Below are 21,265 nucleotides of genomic sequence, written 5' to 3'. Positions count from 1 at the left end.
AATGACCGCGACAATTCTTTTAGGAATCGGATTGGAATACATAGATACGGTTTTCCAGACTATACAGAACAGCAGCTTCTCGCAATATACCATTGCCGGAATGAAAACGCTTGCGGTGTTATTCTTCCTAGTCAATATCCTAAAAAAATATAACGAAGGCGTGGCAGATAAGGATGGTTACACCTGGGGCTTAAGTCCTGGGGAATTAGCCAAAAACTTTGCAGTAGTGCTTTTGGTTATTTTCTCCACACAAATCCTTGGCTTCTTTGATAGTATCCTGGTTTCCATAGAAGCTCAATATCGCGGCACCGCGCCTGCCCTGTTGCCTTTACAAATGCAGGATATTCCCATTGAAGAAGATGTTAACCTAATGGATGCCGCAAAAAATGCAATGACATTGCTTTATGAGGCACTGGTCACACCCCTTTACGGATTTAAAATATTTGCGTTTATCATTGGTATTATTCTATGGATTTTAGACCTATTCATTTACCCATTATTTCTGGCTGAGCGCTTCTTTCTTTTAGGCATAATGCAAGCCTTCTTTCCATTGGTTATCAGTCTTGCCGTTTTTGAAAAATTCCGATCCATGGCTTATAATTTTTTTAGGCTATACGCCGGAGTCTATATGCTTGTCCCAGCTTTCTTCCTGGTGAATATTTTCGTTAATGCTATTTATACGGAAATCAATACCAACTTTTGGACGAACCTGTTCGGGACAGATGTAGGCAGCGGTTTTTTTGCCCCTGTTGTACAGCTGGGTTCGGTGGGGTTTATCGTATTTCTGAAATTCAAACTCTACCGACGTGCTATTTCTTTTACACTAAGACTTTTTACACAATGAAAACACCTTATAAAAACATATATGCAGTACTTAGGATCAACCGATTTATCGTTTTGGCTGTGGTTATCTGTGCAACACTCTCCAGCTTCTTTTCAGTTTGGATGGTATTCAACATCAATAACAAGGCAATGACCAACGCATTTGCGATTAATACAGATGGTTCCGTAATTCCTTTGAAGCTCATAGCCCAGAAAGAAAATTTCAGGGTAGAAGCCCTTGCCCATTTAGAATTGTTCCATAGGTATTTCTATAATATCGATGCAAGTAACTACGAGATGAACTTGGAAAAGGCTCTTTGGCTTGGCAATAGTTCCGTGGACAATCTCTATAGACAAAAGAAAGCTGAAGGAGTTTATAATCGATTACTTCAATATTCGCTGATCCAGAAAGTTTTAAGTATCAATTCCCAACTTGAAGAAAAGGATGGAGCTTACTCCTTTAGAACAATTACCATTTTTGAAATTAACCGTGGGTCAATTGTAGATACCTATGAAATGGTTTCCACAGGAAAGCTCATTAGCGTCAATCGTAATTTCCCTAACAATCCACACGGGCTGCTTATTACTGATTATTTTGAAAACACTTTAAAGAAAATATCTGTTGAAAATTGAAAGCCCATAACCTGCCCGACGGCAGGCGGGTGGGCACATAAAATCCAATCTTATGAAAATTGAAAAAAATAAAATCGTGTTTGCCTCTGTGCTTCTGGTAGTTGTGATATTCATTGTTTCCTATTCCTTGATGGTCATCGGCGGTAATGAAGACGAAAATGAAATCCTTAAACAAACATTGGTGCCTGAGCTTGATGAGGAACAGAAAGAATATGATTCAAAACTGGATGCCATCAATGATCTAAAAGAAGTACGGGAAACCAATGCACCTAGTATCTATGATGAAAAATTGATAGACTCCCTCGGTTTCTACGACCCTGATTTGCCCGAAAAGGAGAAAGAGCACATTGTGGATAGCATATATAAAGCTGGCAGAATACAGTATTCTGAAAAGACGTATCAAAATATAGGCGTAAAGAAAGTGGCTGAGTCCGTGATCCAGAAAAAAGATTCCGCTGAAATAAAAGCCGGACAAAAGATGGAAGCTAAAGAATTAGGCCTGGAACATCAACTGTTCTTCGCTTCAGCTCCAGCTAAGAATGAAAATTTAATTATCAAAAATACAGATGCTATCATAAACGCCTTGGTCGATGGAGATCAGGTGGTTAAGGTAAATTCCCGACTACGAATGAGATTAAGCAAAACAGCAACTATTAACGGTAAAATAATTCCTAAGAATACGCCCATTTTCGGATTCATCAGTTTTCAGCCAAATCGCGCGCTTATTGAAATAGAGAATATAGACCACCACTCCACCAGGTTAAAAGCCTTTGATCTTCAGGATGGAAGCGAAGGAATTTATGTGGAAAATAGTTTTCGGGAGGAAGCAATGAGCGAAGTCCTGGATGACCTCATACAGGATATCAATATCCCAAGCGTTCCCCAGATAGGTGGTGTAACCAAAGTACTCCAACGACAGAATCGAAATGTAAAAGTAACGGTCCTGAACAATTATAAATTAATTCTAAAACCAAAGTTATGAGTCCATAATCCCGAAATAAATTCGGGACAAGTTGGGCATTTAAAAACTTACTCTTATGAAAAAATACATCATCATTTCGACTCTTATTTTTACTTTCGCTCCCCTACTTTCTTCGGGACAGATAAACGCGAAAACACACCTACGTTTAGATACTATTTATGCCAACGATCAAAAGAATGTAGCCTTATTTTTCCCGGAGCCTATCCGACAAGGCATAACGGGGTCTGATAATTTCGTGTTTACCTATAATCGGGATAAAGAACAGTATTTTGGATTGCTTCAGGCCAAGCCGGGAAATGAAAGTAACTTACTAATAATCAATAAAGATGGTTCAGTTTTTTCGTATATTGTAAGGTATAAAAAACAGCTTTCGAAGCTAAATTATTTTATCCAAAAAACCAGTAGTATTGGTAATGAGAAGCCTTTAGTTGCGGCAACTGCAAGTATCGATTCTCTGGATAAAAAGATTGATAATAAAGCTCATTCCTATAAGAAATTCTGTAGTTATTTAATTAACCGAAAGCAGAAGATAGGAAGGATAAAAAAGCGAAATGAAGGCATCGTATTAAGTGTTGAAAATATCGTTTTTGATAAGGATGAACTCTACTTCCATATAGAGATTAAAAACAAATCTTCTTTAGATTATGATCTAAATTTCCTGAATCTCTCAGTTGAAACGAGACAAAAAGGTAAAAAGAAGTCGTTACAGAAGCTATATAAGGCACCGGTATTCAAATATAATATGCCTTTAAAAATCAAGGAAAATGAAACCGCAAGACTGGTGTATGTCGTTCCCAAATTCTCTTTAAGTGACGACCGTAGAGCTGTTCTTGAATTGAATGAAAAGAACGGGGAACGAAAGGTTAAACTTAAAATATCGCATAGATTTATTAATCATCCTAATTGAATTGTAATGAAAAAAATGCTCATTTATTCACTCCTAATTTTATTCTTTTCCTGTGCGGAAAATAATAATCTTTCCCCTGATGAAACGGCTAAAATTGTTGCCGAGAGTTTTTATTATGGTGATGAGGCTACTTTGAAAAAGCACACAACTGCAGAAGGCTATGCAAACCTGGCCAGCATTCAATCAATGTTTATTGAAGACAAGAATTCAGAAGCCGACTTCAAAGTTGTAGACAAGGCTATAGAAGACGATGTGGCCTGGATAAAATACTCGACTTCTTACGACACTAAGCCTGGTATTTTTAAGTTAGTGCAAAATGATGGCCGATGGAAGGTAACGCATAATGGACCACGAGAGAAAGGGCCTTTTTAAAGATCACATTCTTGAAATGATATTTTCTTTTAACCACTGGAAAGCTGCTTTCTGGTCATAGGCTGGTTCTGGTAATAAAGGTTCATTTTTGTCTTACTTTTTTTCCTATCTCAGTTAATCTATACCGCTGCTTACTGCTTTTAGGTTTGTCGGGGATCGTTAATTCTACCAAATCATTTTCTATGGCCGGCACTAAATAATTGATTCTAAAATTCTTTCTATCTGTTAGCCCTAAGTATTTTTGCAATTCAGTTCTATTGTGTTCGGAAGTAAAAGCATTTAAAAGTTCTCGTACTTGGGGGGTGACTTGAGGGGTACTTGAGGGGTACTTGGGGGGTACTTGCTCGGTGTCCTGCTCGGTTCCGTAAACCTTTTCTGCTGCAGGTAGAACCATCCTTAAAAAATTATCAGAAAAACTAAAGCAGGTTTTATCATAATATTTCAGTATTCTGGGTATTCCTGACCCCAATTGTTCCACCAGATCCAAATCCTTATAAACGCGCATTAATTCTTTATTCCTTGGGATAGAAAAACCTTCAAAAAACTCACTTTTGCTTAAGCCATCTGGTAAGGATCCTGCGGATGTTATTTCTATCCGATCATTAAAAATTTCAAATTTTGGAGCTATCTCGCGAGTATAATCATTATGGACAAGAGCATTTATTATGGCCTCTCGGAGTGCAATGGCATTCCAAAGACGATGCTCCTTTCGTTCTTTATGGGTGATTTGAGTTATCGTCCGGTTTTCCAAATTCATTTTATCCAAAACACTCTTGGTGGCTTTTATTAATGAGCAATAGCCATATTCATTACTTTCCACTAAATCTACACGCGTATCGCCTTTATATTTGGCAACCTTTACAGAAACATTATTGTCATCGGCCAACAAATAAGCCGCGTAATTTAAATCACCTTCTATCGTTGTAAGCTCTAAATTTTTCCTGAACTGCTTATTGAGCGGTTTTTGTTTTTCCTGATAGTAAATATGAAGCTGCTCAAAGCTTAAATCCTGACGATGCGCTTTTATTATTCCAATAGAATTCCGTGTACGCTTTGCGAATAACTCATCAATCAACTTTTGAGGCATAGGTTCAGCAGCTGAACCAATTCGGATAAAACAACCCTTTTCACTCATCCCATATTTTTTAAGATGATACGGCTTCTCAGGACCGCTGGCCACAATAATTTTTAAGATATTCTTACCGTCCCTTTCTTCACTCACAATGTCAAACAATCCTAACGCAGAGGGACGGATGTTGTTCTTTATTTTATCCTTGATTTTTAACTGGTCGGCATCAGCATCCAGAAGATTGGTTGTGTTCCCGTTCTTATCTATCCCAATATATATCACACCACCCTCACGATAGTTTAGAAAAGCGATCACCTCTTTTTCTAATCCTTCCGTAAGTTGCTGTTTATATTCTATACGGTTTGTTTCGGTCATTAATCTAAATAAATCTGGCACTAAAGATACTTATATTAATTTGTGAAAATTCTCTCCATGGGGCGTGTTTCTGCCATTGAGCCAAATAAGGTTTTGGGATCATATATCACTTTCTAATTGTAGGTTAACATCTACTTTCCACTTGTTGTCCACTGCCCCGGGTCTTTGTTTTGTATCGGGTTGCAATAAAACAGGATAAAATTTATTTTTATCCAGGTGTTCAAAAATAAGGTCTCCCAGGCTATTATTTGCATCTATTTCTGAAATTAAATAACCTACACGCTGCAAGGTGGCTTTATGATCAAACCATTCGAGTAGCTCTTCCAGATCATTTTGGGTGACCTCTTCCATTAATTCTTCTATCGTGGAAAGCATCCGGTTGATACCGCCCAGCTTGTTTTGGTAACGCACCAGATCTGCCAGCGTAAGGGCCGGACTCGAAATATGATAAATTCCGGCATCTGATTTTTTTGAAATAATATTGCTTTTAGGCCAAACTGAAGTCGTTAAAAATCGAATATCGATGGTGGACTTTTGAATGTCCAGAAGTTTAGGTGTCTGGGACATTACATAATCCCGCTGTGCCTGCTGATGGCTGGCGCCATAAACTTTAGCCGCGCTATAAAACCCCAGGTAATATTTGCGTTCTAAATAATGGAAAAGCTTATTTATATAAAGGCTAATGGGTAATTTGCCAAAGCTTGAGTATCTTGGCGTGAGTATTAGATAAAAGCTCTGTCTAAGGTTGATGACTTCTCCCTTTTCAATTAAACGGTCAAGTTCTCTTATTACGGCAGTTTTTCCTTTCCCGGTTTCATTTAAAAGTTCAGCCAGGGAAAAGGAATACTCCTCCACGCTTAATAGCTTCTTAATATATTCAGATACAGACATTTTAGTATTTATTCGGTAAATATACCTAAAAAAGGTATAGGACTAAAATAAATACTATAATTAGTTGCGAAGATATTTCCAGATAATTTTATTTCAAAATCTTATTGATTTTTTGAATCATTTTTTTCCAATTTTCTAATTCCGATTTCTGTAATTTTTTCGCCTCATTATTTCTTGTCCATCTAACGTATGCCTTCGCTAGCTTATATTTTGAGAAATCAGGAACTTCCTTTGAAAATATTTCAATTATCGGACGGTTCGGTTGAGAGTTAGAAGTTTTTTTTGTATCAACTCCATATTCATCTTTAACAATTTTAATTAATGTTTGCCTTAGTAAATCTTCAATTTCTGCTTTGGGAATGTTAGAAACATAATCCCTTGTTCTAAGTATGTTTTTGTTTCCTAAAGTATGTACTAAATTTTCTTGTTTAGCTGTTTGGTCGCCCGCAACATCTGAATCTAATAATGCAGCTACTTTTAAATTATGAGCATAAAGTATAGTCGCATAATAGACAACTTTTCCTGCAGAATTAGCGAAAACAAGTGCAATTTTATCATTAAGATTCTCAACTTTGCCATCTCTAAGAAGTTGTGCAGTAGCATCTAAGTACCAATAGTCAGTTATGCCTTCTAAAATCAGGTTTCGTTGCTGTGAGAATAAACTTTGGGCCAAATCATAACCTAAAGCTTCTTGTAAAGGCAGAAGACCAGCTGGATCACTTGAAGAAATAGTAGTGTGTACTTTCGTTCCTTCATTCCTGTCTTTTAATTCTACAACCCGAACTAAATCTAATTCGTTTGAACCAACAAGAAAAGGCGAATGTGTTGTATAAATGGTTTGATTAGTTATTGCTAAACGTGAAATGGTTTCTCTAAAATCTCTCTGCTTTAATCCATGTAAACTCATTCCAGGTTCGTCTAACAATAGGATTGCATTTTTATGTTTATCCATCGCTTCTGCAAAAAAGACGACAAAAAACGAAACTAGCCATTGAAAACCTTCTGACCTTTGGTCTAACTCAATTTCAACACCTAATTCATCCTCTACAACAACCTTTAGATATTGTCCGTCGGCAGAAATTCTTAATCTTTCTGCTTCTGGTCGATTGGGATTTGGATTCCAAATGCTTTTAATTTCATTGGTTAATTTTATGCTTGCTGCATTTAATTGGTAAGTTCGATTGTCTAGGGTATCTCGATAATCATTTAGCGCATCTGTATCATTTTTATCAGGACTTTCAGTATTTCCAATTTCGGAAAGTTCTCTGGCGGTAAAACCTAGTAATTTTAGTAAGCATAGATTACCGTAGTCATAATATTCATCCTCAAGAAGATTTTTCTCGATTCGCTCTGCCAAATGTTCTAAATGGACTGAAGGTTTTACTTTGAAATAATTATTAAATAAAACGAATACGGGTGTTCTTTTATCTAAAGTTTTTAAGACTTCATCGTGCTGATTGTTCTTTTTTAGCAATTCTAAAATTTCGGTATGTCTTTCTTCTTCCTTGTCATTATCCTCATCAACTAAACCGTAGGTATCATCCAAGTATTTTATAAGTTCTTTTGAATTTTCTTCTGTGAATGTTTTTGAATCGTAGAAAGTTTTAGTTAAATCTGCTATTGTTTCGCTTGGCTTTTTTTCGGTAGTTGCGTCTGGATTTTGGTCGGCGAATTGCTTATCCAAATGGATGATTAATCTTTTCAAGTCTTTTTTTAAATCTCCATAAGTGATTTTTTTAGGTGCATTTTTCAAAAAATGAATCCCTTTATTATTTAATTTTCTATACAACACATATTCGCAATCGTGAAATTCAGCTGGTATTTCTGCTTTATCTTCCTCATCGAGTTTAAAATACCCTCTAACTATCTCAACTTCTTCTGGTTTGACTTTTTTGGTAGTTATATCATTGTATAACGACCTCGGGAAATCTCGTATAATATCAAATCCCTTTACTCCTGTTGGACGACTTAATTGTTGAAGAGCTTTCAGTAAAACTGTTTTTCCAGCTTCGTTTGGGCCAACCATAATAGTTTTTAATTCTTCAATTTCAAATTCGCCGGTATCTTTAATACTTCTATAATTCTGAACTCTAGCTTTTATTAATTTCATATAATAGGTTTTTATAGCTTACAGGTAAATCGTTATATCAATTCTTTTCTATTTATTTCGGCTTATTAATCTAGGTATAGAAGCTAAGTCAAGCATGCTCTTGCTATTCAACAGCCTTCTCTACAATCTCAATCTCCTCCTCCTTCAAACCATAAAGCTCATAAACCAACTGGTCAATTTCTGCTTCTAAAGAAGAAGTGTCTGCTTTTGGTGTTTCTTTTTGCAATCTTAATATTTCTTCAACGGAACTATTGATTTTATTCTTTAAAGTATTTGAAATATCTGGAATCGGTATGTATTTAATATATTTAGATTCAAAACTGTACCACCCTCCCCTCATTTGCGTGGAAATTTTGGAGATAAACCAAAATGCAACCTTACTATTCAGAATGGCCATAAGAGATTTGAAATCAGATTCATCTTTAGGTATTATACCATATCCTCCAGCAGCTCCCCCGGTAAATGCATATTCTCCTTTTTCATCGTAGGAAAATCGGGGAGATGGGGCTATATCTGGAGTGAAAATTTTACTATTAACAATCTCAGAAAGGGCTTGAGATCTACCAAACCTATACCATTTTTTGTCTTTGAAAGAATTTCTTTCTCTTGATTCCAACACACTTCTATGGTCTAAAAAATAATTCCAGATTTCATTAGCATCTTTTTTTAATATATCCGAGGCTATTAATTCTCCATCCTTATAAGGAAAGATCAAAAGTAGATTTGTAGGTGAGATTTTGTAAGGACGACTGTTTCCTCCTTTTATTAGTGGCAATAAAAAACTTTTTTCCAGAAAATACTTTTTCTCATTCTCCTTACAATATACTTCAAATAGATCACCTTTGTCATCCAATTTCTCCACAATAAAAATTTTATCTGCGCTTGTTTTTACCCCCTGAAAAATTCTGGAAGTTTTAGATTCTAATGTATCAGGAAGGGCTTGAAGCTTTTTAAGTAAAGATGCAGCTTCAGGTTCAAGAAATAGCCATTGTTCACCAGTTAATAAAGAAGTTGTCCCTTCTTTAAAACTCGGTATAACTCCATTTCTGAATTCATCTATATTGTCCAGATTTGAATAGTGTACTTTTAAGTTTTCACGTTTAGAGATAAAGAAGAGACCTGTATACGTAGTAGCATCTTCGAATATTTGAGCAGCACCAAAATGAAGCATTTTTCTTAGAAGCTTTTTCTCTCCAATAAAACCTTTCAGAGGCTGGCCATAATTAGCATTTATAAATTTATGTGGCATGATATAGCACATATTACCTTGCTCCCGGATAAGTTCCACACCTTTCTCCGTAAAAGGAACATACAAATCATAATTTCCTTTTCCAGTTGTAATAAAATGATTGCTGTAAAACTCTACTGCCTCTTTGTGTGAAGTCACTAAATCCTGGATCCTAATATATGGTGGATTCCCAATCACTACATCGAACCCGCTGAAGTCCCCCTCATCATCCAAAACCTCTGGAAATTCAAAGCGCCATTCAAAAGCATTTTCATAGATCTTGTTGTCTTTGATTTCCTGTACCTGGGTTTCAAGTTTTTTGCTGTCCCTGGTAAGTTTTTCTACTTTTTTATTCCATTTAGATTTTTCCCTTTTTGAAAGTTCAAACATTTTAGGTTGTTGCGTCATCAAAAAGAGTTCACTTTTCAGCTTTTGTAATTTCTTTACCTTAGGATCATTGGCAGAGATCTCGCTCCTAAAATCATTTTTAATGTCGTGGATGATCCTTTCCATCTCCCGCTTCTGCTCCTTGTTTTCGGCATTCCGGTACGTATCTACTGCTACCCGGTAACTGTCTATACTCCATTTGCTATCCTTAAGCGCCTTGCTTAGATCGGCATCCAGGTCAAACCGGCTGATCAGGGAATTTCCACACTTGATATTAATATCTATATTCGGAAGCGTCTCTAATTCCGTCTCATTCTTATAATAAGCGTTTTTCAGCAATTCTATCCAAAGGCGCAGTCGGCAGATCTTAACTGAATTCGGGTTGATATCTACCCCAAAAAGGCAGTTTTCAATAATCTGTTGCTTTTCATGGAATAGTGCTTCCTGTATGCGCTGGCTTTCCTTCGCCAGGGGATTGTATTCAAAAAGCTCCCCATCTTCATCGGTTACAATAAGTTCATCGTTCACCACTTCCACCTGGTATTCCTTCAGTCTTCTGCCTGTGCGATCCTGCAGAATATTCAGATCATTTTTGATAGCGATCATCTCATTCAGCGCAGAAACCAGAAAATGTCCACTTCCCACCGCGGGATCACAGATCTTCAAACTATTAATAAGCTCATTAGCTTCCTTACGGTCTTCTATACAATCATAAAGTTCATCCAGGTTTTTACAGTCCCAACTTTTAGTTTCATTAAACTTTTGTACCACCGCTTTCCTAATGGTTTCACGGCACATATACATCGTGATAAAACCCGGAGTAAAGAAAGAACCGTCTTTATAACCATTGATCTTTTCAAAAATTAGCCCCAGCACAGAAGCGTTGATAAGCGTCTTGTTATCTTCCTGTATGGCCTCTCCACCTTCACTACTAAAATCGTAGGCATTAAGGAATTCAAACAGATATTCCAGTGCATTGAGTTCGCCACTGCGCTTTTTACCTTTTTTATCTTTTAGTACGGTAGCATTATAAATTGGTAGTGTCTTATCGTCCCGAAGATTGCTAATGAATAGGGTAGTATGTTCAATATCTGTAGGCTCAAAAAGGGAGCTGTTTAGATAAGGTACTTTTTTAAACAGTGCTTTTACATCTTCATTTCTATCTTCATACTGTCTGGCCAGCACCTGGAAAAACAAACTGTTGAGATCATCGTAATTATTTATCCTGTCCAGGCTAAGAAATTCATAAGACCGGTCCCCTTTATGGTACGTGATGAGCTGCGCTTCCAGCAGTTTTAGGAATAAGATCCGGTTAAGCCAGGTAATACTTAATTCCAGACCTACATTAAAGAGTCTTTCCTGTTGGTTATCTCCAAAGTACGACGGATTCTCAAGACGACTAATCTTATCTGTACTATCCAGCTGGATGATCGCATTTTCTAAAAAAGAACCGGTGTTTCGCTGTCCTTCCTTTTGGCGTTCAATGATCTTTTTGCCTCCCTGCTTGGTTTCGGTAAGGCCTATAATATGAAGCAGCTCCCCGTAAAATCGTTTATCGAGGCTATTACTGTCATTCGTGAATGGAAGCTTCAGCAAATGTTCGGGAGACAACAATTTAAAGAGCGCAATTAGTTTATTGTCATCTTTCGGATTGTTGTTACGGAGTGGTCTTTCGTAGTTCCGAATGTCGAAATGCGTGAATTCCACCTCCTTTTGCATTTCAGCAATAAAAGGTTCAGCGATCTCTTTATAGAAAAAATCAGTGGATTTCCCGGCCAGTCTTCCAGCTTCGAAATCTACAAACTGATTCACCAGCTTTTTATTCTGGGCAAAGGTTTTTTCAAAAATATTGGCATCAAAAATAAACCACTCATGTATGTTAGTAGCGATCACATATTTCACTTCCAGATTCTTCTGGGTGATACGTTCCCGAAGATAATATAGCACCAGTTCCTGAAATGCCTTGACGTTGATCTTCTCTTTACTGAGCATCTCTGCTCTGTTCGTTGGCTTCTTCGCCTCAATGATCACCCCCACGGTACTTTTAGCCTTGTTCCCGTTATGGATCACCAGGTCGTTGCGGCCTTTGGTATTTATAAAGTGGTTGGGGTCGTAATAAGTCTTTTTCAGAAAGTCTGTAACCAGGTTCTTATGGAACTCTTCGGACTCGGTATCATTGGTCCTATCCAGTAATTCCTTAAGATTATCTTTAAACAATTCAATCTGGGTTCGATTGGGCTTGACCTTTAAAAAGGCTTTATTGAGTGCCTTCCGTGGCTTAAGTATATTAAAACTATTCAAATCAATTTCCTGTTCCGTCATGCAGAGATAATCTTATTAAAAAAATAGACAGCGTGTAGGGAACTACTTTCTAACACGCAGAATCAGATATTCTAATTATAACTGCGTTAAATTTTTAACAAGATATAAAGAAGATTCAAATGTGAAGCCTGAGTATTAAAAAAGCTTTCAACAACCCAATGTTGATACACAAGTAGAGTTTTTTGTTTGGACTCAACTAAATATCGACCTCGCCTCCTGATAAATCCTCTCAAAATTACTTTCTAAATCAACCTTTGAAAAGTGTTTAGTCTCTTGGGGAAGCTGACGTCGAATCTTCTGTAATTTAAATTGTATTTTCTTATCCTTGCCATCGGCATACGTAATAAACTCACCCTGTTTCAAACGAAAGAAAACATCTGCTCTATTTTTAGGGATTTCATGTTCACCGGTTATGACTCGTGTATCAAAATTCAGATTGTGGCCGCTGCTCACACTTTTGGTCGGATCTTTAATAATTTCAAAAAATCGCTCGTAATATTTAGCGGTATCAGGATCGTTTACTTTTCCGAAGAACTGATAAGACAAATTGCTTAATATCGCTTTGCTAGCCTTGTCTCCATACATCATATCGTTCTGGATCTTGTCCTGCATCACGTAAACCGTGGCAATATCATAACTTCTTAAAGTAGCCGGAATGCGGTGCATATTCAATAAACGTATAGTAGGTGCTTCTTCCATCAATAGAAAAGATGAATTTGAGTTACGTACACTCATTTGCTTGGTGATAGTATGGATAATTGCAGCAATCACCGGAGAATAGGAAGATTCAAACTTGGGATTGTTCACTACAGAAATTACCGCTGGATTATCAGGATTGTTGATGTTCAGAGGTACCTCATCGGCAGATAAGGTCATAAAAATACTTTGGGTACTAATACGTTTTAATGCATTGGCCAGGGTACTTTTCACCCCTGCGGTTTGCCTTTCAGAATCTTTACCGCTAATAAAAGCATCTGCCATTGCTCTGGACGTCCTATTTGATTCTAAAAAGGCAATAAGGCTCTCTGTATCCAGAAATTGATAGATGGCTATTAAATGAGGTAAGGTACAGAATTCGGGATAGGATGTTCTTAACTTCCAGATCATCCCTCCTATTAATCCTTCCGCAGCATCATTGAAAAACTTGGTTGTCCCGCTAGTTCCCGACTCTTTATGTTCCAGCAGATTTTCAATCAGCACCCTGGAAATTTCGTTAACGCTCTCTTCATTTTCAAGATATCGGGGTGCAATGGGATTTACCCGATGGATGATTTTATCAAAGGAAACCACTTTAAAAGGTATATCCGATTTATTAAAAAGCGGATAAGCCATTTCTGTAATCTCAAAATCTTTATAATCGTGGATCACCCCACAAAATTTGTATTTCTGAAAATGCTTCAGGAAACCATAAACTACGCTTTCTGTTTTTCCGCTTCCAGCAGAACCAATAATAGAAACACCCCTTTTGATATTTTCAATTTTGAAACTTTTACTAATTGTTTTGAAATTCACCTGGTATTTCAAAGCTACGTTACTCTTTAAATCAGTTTTATGCAGAAAAACATAGAAAACAGTATTTATTAAAATCAACGGACAGCCAAAATAAAGTAAACCTTCCATCATCTGATCTGGATAAAAAAAATAAACGATAAATCCCGATAGCAAGGTTGTATTGAAGAAAAATGCAAATCTGGAAATCTGATAAAGTCCGTAGAAAAGTAAACTACCAAAAACAGTAATTGATAAGATGTTCATGATACTAAATAACTCCATAATTTTCCATTTAAATTCCGATAGAACTTGATTTAACGGCTATATCTAAGCCTTTTCGTAAGCGATTAAATACTTTTAATGCCAGTTGCGCCTGACTGGTAGGAATACTTGGCATCATGGGCATTCCAGTTTGCTTTAGGATTCTCATCGCCATTGCTTTTTCATTTGTGGGTAATTTCATTAGGACTGAAAAATAAGACCGGGGATTTTTAATAAATTCCTTCCTGGCTTTATAGGTCTCCACAAAATTCCGCTGATATCCGAAATTCTTGTCAAAGGTCTTTTCAGCCTTACTAAAAAATTTATCTCGATCAAAGCCCCGTTTGACAGTTTTGCCGTTTAGTTCTACCTGGGAGGCTTTGTATTTACTTCCGGGAGATAGGCTAAACCTATTGGAAGCATCTTTACGGCTCACGATAATATGAACATGACTTTGATTACCTTCCTTGGGCATTCCCTGAACGATACGTGCTCCATTCTGCTGATGGGGTGCTGTCTTTTCGAGCTTCTGGATCTCCCGTTCCATCCTTGCGATATTGCCAGAGATTTCACCGCGCTCCACTTTTTGGATATCGCTTTTTAGTTGAATTATTTTACTAGCAAAAGGCTGATTTTCCCGCACCTGTTTATCTGTTCCTTTAAAGCTTCGTTGATGCTCAATTTTTGCGTAATATTTTATATCATCAATATTGACCGGTCGGCCATTGATCTCGCGGTTAAAAGATGCCACATAATCCTTCATCACTTCCCGGGTATATTTTTTTAGATCCTCGCTGCTATTCTGTATTCTATTCAATTCATATTTTGAAGGGCTTATCGTAATAGAATAAAACCTGGGTTCGGTCTTTTCCAGTTTGGCAGTGTTAGCATCAATTTCCCGAACTACTTCCTCAGCTGAAATTTGGTCCCCATATTGATTGAAAAAATACTCTCCATCTTCCTGATCCAAACCCTGGTTTTCCTTTTCCAGATAGTCCACAAAGTCGGCTGAACCTTGTGAGTAATTCCCGCCCAATTTCTGTGCTGTGATGGTGATATACATTTCCGATGATTTATGTTTCTTGCTGACTACGTTCCTGATATTTAGGCGGATCTTTTTGAGCATTTTTTTTCTCCAATATCAGGGCTTGTTTTTTAGGTGCTGACTCCTCAAATAAGGATTGCATCATGGCCACGGTAGGTTTGGTCTGACTCTTTTCCATATCCTTTAGAATCGCGATCACTCCATTGAACCTTTTTTTGATTAGGTACTCTAACGTTTGCATTTTAGGACCCATTGACTCCATAGGGGAAATACTATGCTCTTCAAAAAATTCAATCATCATAAGCAAACTGACCGACTGTGATTTAGATAACATGCGACTAAACCGTCTAAATTTCTTAGCTACGGAAGACTTGATCTTTAAAGTCTCAAACTGTTCTTTTTTATATTCTCTATCCATTTTTTAGTAAAAAACTGACCATTTTATGGGTGTTGCGGAAGGTTTTTACTAAAAAATGACTTCCGAATTCCCAAAACTCAAAAATTAATTATTTTAAGTAACTGACTTTCAGTTGTTTAAAATTTAAACCGAATATGTAACGTGGCTCTGCCCGTTATCCTCTTGCTATTCCTTTTTGTCCCGCCAGGCGGACAAAAAAATTATACAATCTGGCTAAACGCCAATTGCCTTTTTCTTAGAATTCAAGATTCCTTATAAAATAAATTGATGGGTATAGGGAGCAGCGAAAGTCAAAAATATAGGCTCACTATATCTAAAAATAAATGCTGAAGATCAGCCTTTTAAAGATAAGAATTTTTTACCAATTGAAATTTTCAAAGCATAAAAAAACATCTCTGGAGTTTCAGAGATGTTCTTTAGCTAATTTTTATAAGTATATCTGATAGCATCTAAAGTATGCCTTCAGACTGTCTAAAAACCTCAGGATCTTTGCGGATAGGTAAGATGTATTCTTAGAAGTTTTTGTAACTTAAGGTATGAAATTCATACAAGGAACAGACCGTCGTCAAGCATCCCTATTTCCTGTAACACTTGATGATATCATAGAGCAGGATAATACTGTCAGGGCTATAGATATTTTTGTAAATAGCCTAGAACTGGCACAACTTGGGTTCAAAGCTGATTTCGGTGAGAATGGTAGACCAGCTTATTCTCCCGCCACCCTACTGAAGCTCTATATCTATGGATATATGAATAAAGTGCGCTCAAGCAGACAATTGGAAAAAGAATGTAAAAGGAATATTGAGCTTATGTGGCTTTTAGAGGGGCTTACCCCTGACCACAATACTATAAACAATTTTCGACGAGATAACCCCAAAGCCATTAAGAAGGTTTTTCGAGCTACTGTATCCATAGCTAGAAACTTTGGGCTGATCGGGGGAATTCTCATCGCAGGGGACAGTACCAAGTTAAGAGCTCAAAACAGTAAAAAGAATAATTACAACCAAAAAAAGATACAGCGTCAGTTAGAATATATAGACAAAAAGCTTCAACAATACAATGAGTTATTAGCCGAAGAAGATGGTGATACCAATCGAAACGAAATACAAAAAGAAATTAACAAGCATTCAAGGCGCCGGAAAAATTACAAACAATTACAGGAACAATTAAAAATATCAAAAGAGGAACAAATATCTACTTCTGATCCTGAAAGCAGGCAAATTTTGATTCGTAGAAACATTACCGAAGTGGCTTATAATATCCAGTCTACGGTCGATGCAAAGCACTGCATTCCTATTGATTATAAGGTCACCAACCAAGGTGATAGGAAGGCTATGGGGAATATGCTATTACGTGCCAAGTCTATTCTTGGCACCAGTGATTTTACGGCTCTTTACGATAAGGGCTATCATTCCGGAAGCCAATTCATGATAGCAAACAAGCTTGGTATAGATACGCTCGTTGCCATACCGGCACCAGTTAGTGCCACTCCAGCCCCTGACCCATATTATGTTCGGGAAAATTTCAAATACAATGATAAAACGGACACTTATACCTGTCCAGAAGGTAATTTAATGAAGAGCAATGGCTCCCGGTATTTACATTCTTCAGGAGAATTTAGATATAAGCTCTATAAAACCCCTGCATGTAAAGCCTGTAAGGTAATGGAGCTATGTACCAAATCCAAGAAAGGAAGGTCTATTCAACGTTCAGAGTACAGAGCTTATCTCGAAGCGAATGAGAAAAGGGTGCTCCAAAGCAAGGAAACCTACAAAAGAAGGCAGGCCATTGTCGAACATCCTTTCGGAACCATAAAACGGCAATGGGGGTTTGATCATGTTATGACCAAGAAAACGAAAGCAAGGGCATCTGCTGACATTGGGCTAATTTTCATAGCATACAACCTAAAGAGAATCATGAACATTATGGGCAAAAAAGCTTTTGGGAGCCTTGATAACCTCTTTCAAAGCATCTTTTTTATAATACGGGACATAGTGCGCAATTTTTTGGCAACCCCAATGATCAAAACATGGATTTGTCATCACCAAATGAAGTTGATAACAAATCCAATTTTGGTCCTATCAAGTGCAAAAAAGACTTGGTTTTAAGACAGTCTGCCTTCATCAGCAAAACTAAAATAATCACCATCGGGGGTCAGGATTAAATGATCAAGGATTTTAATATCTAAAAGCTCCCCTGCCTTTTTAATTTTTTCTGTCAGGCGTTTATCCGCCTCACTGGGTTTTAAAGTTCCTGAAGGGTGATTATGCGAAAGAATCACAGAACAGCTAAGGCTCTTAAGAACAACTGCAAAAAGAATTCGCAGATCTACTAAGGTGCCGGTAATGCCACCGGTAGAAACTTCAAAAATACCTTTTACTCTATTAGAATTGTTTAAGAGCATGACTTTAAAACATTCCTGCAGTCCTATCTGGTCTTTATTCCACATATCAAATAATAGCTCTGCGGCATTTACTGAAGAAGTTATTTTTGGTGCCTGTGAGATCTTAAAATTACCCTGATATTTTATCGATATTTCATTAACTTGTGCTTTCATTTTGATTGTATTTAAAGAGTTGAAATGAAAAAGAGGGCGTTACCGTGAGCAAGTACCCGCCCTCTTACTTTTTTTAATTATTCGGCTGAATTATCGCCATTCTTTATACCCAACAAAAGAATTTCGTTGGCTTCTACTTCGGTTACATACCGTTTTACTCCGTCTTTATCATCATAGCTTCGGGATTTGAGTTTTCCAGATATTCCGATCTCTTTACCTTTTCCGGCATATTTTTCGATGATTTCGGCAGTCTTTCCCCAAGCCACTATGCTGTACCATTCGGTATTTTGTACTTTCTCGCCTTTGTCATTTTTATAAAACTCATTGGTGGCGAGTGAAAAACGGGCTACTTTTTTCCCGCTTTCAAGGTTCGTGATTTGTGGATCCTGTCCAACATTTCCAATTAACTGTACGTGATTTTTTAAAGTACTCATGATTAAAAGAATTAAAGATTACTAATTACTCTACCTGAACCTTTCAGATAGTTTACTTTGATATTTTTTGAAATGATTTACTTATTATATCTGGAGCGTTTTCCTTTTTTTGTTTTTTTGGTGTCGCTTCCTTTTTGATGTTTTTATAAGATTTCATAAGATTCATTTTAGATTTACTTCCTATAGTGCCCTCGCTGTTACCTTTTTTTGTTGCTGATACATTTTCAATATTTGGAATTGATAAGGACTTATAAAAAGGAGGCACGACTGGCTTATGCAGTCCGTTCAACTTCTAAATGTTGGTATTTTGCTGTCAAAAAAAGGGAGTGGCGGCGAGGGTGCGGGAGTGAGTTCTAAAGGCTTTTGTGAAATATCAAAATATAGGAAGCGGCACCAAATGATTAAATGGAATTCCTATCCAGCGGACTCCTTTCTCGATTTGGAATAGGAATGTAGCGTCCCGCACCAAGACAGTGAATCAGGTTAGTGGAATGACAAGTAGAAATCGTGAATGGTGTCCAAGACTTTTTTTAGGAAAGCTCTTTTCCAGAAATGTAGCCTTTCGCGAAATGCAGGGGAATGTGCTTTCCGGGTTATTAAACGAAAAATAATCTTGAAGAAGGATTTTAAGCGGACTTAACTTCAAAGGTGTAGATAGGAATGGAGCTTATCGCATTTTTCTGCGAGAGGGCGCAATGGAAACCGGAATCTTTGGAGCTGTGTCCAAGACTTTATTAATGAAGCGTATTTACCACAATGGAGATTTTCTGCGGAATGAAGGGGAATGGGGTGAGTCTATTTCTATTTCTCAGTAAACTGTTTCTCTTTGATTCTTGCTTATAATTTTAACGCTCATTTGATTTTTTAATAGCATTCCTTGAAACATAGTAAGAGTAATTGAGTTTAATATTATGAATTTTATACCCAATCCCTCCTCTTCTGTTTTTATGAGGTCGTATATTAATTACTTTAAATTTATCTAATATTTTTGCTTTGTCTTTTTGAAAAGAATAGTTGTCATCCAAGACTACATAATCTCCAACTTTTAAAGGAGTCAGGTTTTTATTTAATTCCATTTTGTTTAAACTTTCAGAAATTTCATCATAATATTTTTTGAAAGCTGAAGATCTATCCTTCTTATAAACTTTATCCATTGAAGTTTTTATAAGCTGTAGAATTTCGAGATGTGTCTGGTATATGTTAGAAATAACCATAATAAAGTATTTTAAGCATAAGTTTTTAAAATGTGGTCTTAGAGACCACTCACTAGTATTCATTATTTAATATGCAACCTTGTATGTTCTCTATCTTCTGTTTCTAATTTATTTCGTAAAGAGCGCATATCGGTTGATACCTTTTGTTCAAGTACCCTCGCGTAAATTTGTGTAGTGGAAAGCTTGCTATGACCCAGTAGCTTGGATACCGTTTCAATTGGTACTCCATTAGAAAGTGTTACTGTAGTCGCAAAAGTATGACGAGCTGCATGAAAGGATAGTTTCTTTTGTATTCCAAGGATGTTAGCTATCTCTTTTAAATATTTATTGATTTTTTGATTGGAAAAGACCGGCAGCAGTTCCTCCTCGCCATTTCCACTGCCATGATCATACTTCTTCAAAATATCAAGCGCTTTATCTAAAAGGGGAATTTTTACGGGTTCATCATTCTTTTCCCTTTTTGTAAATATCCAATAATCGCCATCAATTCCCCGTACGATATGTTTTTCACAAAGCAATTTAACGTCGATATAAGACAGTCCTGTGTAACAGGAAAATATAAAAACATCTCTTGTTTTGCGTAGCGTTTCTGGAAATAAGTTGCCGGTTTCCAAAATTTCTAGTTCGGACTGAGACAAAAACTCCTTTTGGTGTTTTGTAAATTTTAGCTTGAATCGCACAAATGGATCTTTTTCAACCCATTCCAATTGAAGAGCCAGGTTCATCATTTTCTTTAAACGCTCTAAATGTTTCATAACCCCATTATTTCGGAGGGGTTGAGAACGGTTTATGGATTTTCCATTGCGAAGAAACTGCTCAAAATCAATAATGAATTTATAGGATAATTGCTTTAGAAAAATGTCATTGGTTTTTAATTTATTAGTTAGATATCGTTTGATGTAGCGCTCCGTTGTATAATAGTTTTTTAGGGTTCCGGGCTTAAGTATCGAAACCATATTCTTATTGTGGTAGGAGACCAATTGAAGTAGCGTTTTATGTTGTTCGTCCTCCCCGAGATACCTTGCTTTAATAGCCTGGGCTGTCACGTATTTGGATTCACCCAAAAGCTGCTTGTGGCAAGCCAGTAAATCGGCATAAACCTGATCTAAATAGATATTCAGGGCTTTTCCAGCGGGAACTCTCCAATTTGCACGTTTGGAACGGGTATCCCAATAGGTAACCGATATAGATCGTTTTAAACTGATTTCAGCACGTTTACCATCAACCGTAATTCGGGCATAAATTGGTGCTAAATCATCTTTTTTCTTGGCCGTACTAAGCCAAAAATGAATACTAAAAGTCTTTAAAGTCTGCATATTCTCTCGCTTTAGGTGAATAATCGATTCGTTTTACGAAAGTCAAATCGTTGCGAAAGTCAAGTCTATTGAATTACCAATTTACTGAAAAAATTGATACCTATTTAGGTAACCGAATAGGTAACCTATGAATTGATATTAAAGCTAATCTTATGATTTCAGAAAAAATTGAAATCGCTGATTTTCATAAGATTAGCTATTTTTTGGTGTCCGTTGACACCTTAATTGTCGGGATGACAGGATTTGAACCTGCGACCCCACGCCCCCCAGGCGTATACGCTACCAGACTGCGCCACATCCCGAATTATGTAATAAGCAGATCACCTGCCAGTTTATGGTTTTTCGACCCGCAAAAGATACCTGTGGTGCAGTTTATCCTAAGCTTGGTGAAGGGCCACATCCCAATCTATATAAAAGCCAGTTTGTGATTT

Annotated in this window: 18 protein-coding genes and 1 tRNA gene; 6 read left to right on the top strand and 13 right to left on the bottom strand. The window is 36.9% G+C overall.

The features are described 5' to 3' along the window. Position 1: 1 nt before the first annotated feature. Genes Q1K34_RS05240 through Q1K34_RS05220 form a run of 5 tightly spaced genes read left to right on the top strand, consistent with a single transcriptional unit; the run spans position 2 to position 3,716 of the window. A complete protein-coding gene (locus Q1K34_RS05240) occupies positions 2–844 on the top strand; it encodes a hypothetical protein (protein ID WP_300435461.1) in 843 nt (280 codons plus the stop codon). Then, the gene (locus Q1K34_RS05235) at positions 841–1,455 is read left to right on the top strand and encodes a conjugal transfer protein TraK (protein WP_300435459.1); all 615 of its coding nucleotides are present in this window, start codon (positions 841–843) and stop codon (positions 1,453–1,455) included. The genes Q1K34_RS05240 and Q1K34_RS05235 overlap by 4 nt, the downstream gene beginning before the upstream one ends. Before the next feature lie 52 nt (positions 1,456–1,507). Then, positions 1,508–2,437: a conjugative transposon protein TraM gene (gene traM / locus Q1K34_RS05230; protein WP_300435457.1), complete on the top strand. Its 930-nt coding sequence runs from the start codon at positions 1,508–1,510 to the stop codon at positions 2,435–2,437. Between the two features lie 55 nt (positions 2,438–2,492). Continuing rightward, complete coding sequence (locus Q1K34_RS05225) at positions 2,493–3,344, top strand: DUF4138 domain-containing protein (protein ID WP_300435454.1); 852 nt, start codon at positions 2,493–2,495, stop codon at positions 3,342–3,344. Between the two features lie 6 nt (positions 3,345–3,350). After that, a complete protein-coding gene (locus Q1K34_RS05220) occupies positions 3,351–3,716 on the top strand; it encodes a hypothetical protein (RefSeq protein ID WP_300435451.1) in 366 nt (121 codons plus the stop codon). An 82-nt stretch (positions 3,717–3,798) separates the two neighbouring features. On the opposite strand, the gene Q1K34_RS05215 is transcribed toward Q1K34_RS05220, so the two are convergent. From Q1K34_RS05215 to Q1K34_RS05185, 7 genes are all read right to left on the bottom strand, one after another. Beyond that, positions 3,799–5,160, bottom strand: a complete 1,362-nt coding sequence (locus tag Q1K34_RS05215) for a Fic family protein (RefSeq protein WP_300435448.1) — start codon at positions 5,158–5,160, stop codon at positions 3,799–3,801. Between the two features lie 99 nt (positions 5,161–5,259). Continuing rightward, positions 5,260–6,051 (bottom strand): type IV toxin-antitoxin system AbiEi family antitoxin, encoded by a 792-nt coding sequence (locus Q1K34_RS05210; RefSeq protein ID WP_300435445.1) that lies wholly within the window; start codon positions 6,049–6,051, stop codon positions 5,260–5,262. 88 nt (positions 6,052–6,139) lie between these two features. Beyond that, positions 6,140–8,161, bottom strand: coding sequence for an AAA family ATPase (locus tag Q1K34_RS05205; RefSeq protein ID WP_300435443.1), 2,022 nt, complete (start codon positions 8,159–8,161; stop codon positions 6,140–6,142). A gap of 103 nt (positions 8,162–8,264) precedes the next feature. Beyond that, positions 8,265–12,098, bottom strand: a complete 3,834-nt coding sequence (locus Q1K34_RS05200) for an Eco57I restriction-modification methylase domain-containing protein (protein ID WP_300435440.1) — start codon at positions 12,096–12,098, stop codon at positions 8,265–8,267. A gap of 192 nt (positions 12,099–12,290) precedes the next feature. Next, positions 12,291–13,871, bottom strand: coding sequence for a type IV secretion system DNA-binding domain-containing protein (locus Q1K34_RS05195; RefSeq protein ID WP_300435437.1), 1,581 nt, complete (start codon positions 13,869–13,871; stop codon positions 12,291–12,293). Between the two features lie 10 nt (positions 13,872–13,881). Further along, a complete protein-coding gene (gene mobB / locus Q1K34_RS05190) occupies positions 13,882–14,913 on the bottom strand; it encodes a MobB family relaxase (protein WP_300435434.1) in 1,032 nt (343 codons plus the stop codon). Positions 14,914–14,923: 10 nt separating this feature from the next. Next, the gene (locus Q1K34_RS05185; RefSeq protein WP_300435432.1) at positions 14,924–15,313 is read right to left on the bottom strand and encodes a BfmA/BtgA family mobilization protein; all 390 of its coding nucleotides are present in this window, start codon (positions 15,311–15,313) and stop codon (positions 14,924–14,926) included. A gap of 536 nt (positions 15,314–15,849) precedes the next feature. Here Q1K34_RS05185 and Q1K34_RS05180 point away from each other — a divergent pair. Next, on the top strand, positions 15,850–17,421 hold the full coding sequence (locus Q1K34_RS05180; protein WP_300435429.1) for an IS1182 family transposase: 1,572 nt from the start codon (positions 15,850–15,852) through the stop codon (positions 17,419–17,421). Here Q1K34_RS05180 and Q1K34_RS05175 read toward each other — a convergent pair. From Q1K34_RS05175 to Q1K34_RS05150, 6 genes are all read right to left on the bottom strand, one after another. After that, positions 17,418–17,870: a JAB domain-containing protein gene (locus Q1K34_RS05175; RefSeq protein WP_300435427.1), complete on the bottom strand. Its 453-nt coding sequence runs from the start codon at positions 17,868–17,870 to the stop codon at positions 17,418–17,420. The two genes, Q1K34_RS05180 and Q1K34_RS05175, sit on opposite strands and share 4 nt — an antisense overlap. Positions 17,871–17,947: 77 nt before the next feature. After that, positions 17,948–18,304 (bottom strand): single-stranded DNA-binding protein, encoded by a 357-nt coding sequence (locus Q1K34_RS05170; protein WP_300435425.1) that lies wholly within the window; start codon positions 18,302–18,304, stop codon positions 17,948–17,950. A gap of 52 nt (positions 18,305–18,356) precedes the next feature. Next, positions 18,357–18,593 (bottom strand): hypothetical protein, encoded by a 237-nt coding sequence (locus tag Q1K34_RS05165; RefSeq protein WP_300435423.1) that lies wholly within the window; start codon positions 18,591–18,593, stop codon positions 18,357–18,359. 556 nt (positions 18,594–19,149) lie between these two features. Beyond that, a complete protein-coding gene (locus Q1K34_RS05160) occupies positions 19,150–19,458 on the bottom strand; it encodes a hypothetical protein (RefSeq protein WP_300435420.1) in 309 nt (102 codons plus the stop codon). 122 nt (positions 19,459–19,580) lie between these two features. Next, a complete protein-coding gene (locus Q1K34_RS05155; RefSeq protein WP_300435417.1) occupies positions 19,581–20,834 on the bottom strand; it encodes a site-specific integrase in 1,254 nt (417 codons plus the stop codon). Positions 20,835–21,062: 228 nt separating this feature from the next. Further along, positions 21,063–21,136, bottom strand: a tRNA-Pro gene (locus Q1K34_RS05150). Between the last annotated feature and the right edge of the window lie 129 nt (positions 21,137–21,265).

It is taken from the genome of Christiangramia sp., from assembly GCF_029937855.1.
In the GTDB taxonomy this organism is placed as follows: Bacteria; Bacteroidota; Bacteroidia; order Flavobacteriales; family Flavobacteriaceae; genus Christiangramia.
Note: the sequence above shows the minus strand (reverse complement) of the source record. Positions and strands in the feature narration are given on the sequence as shown.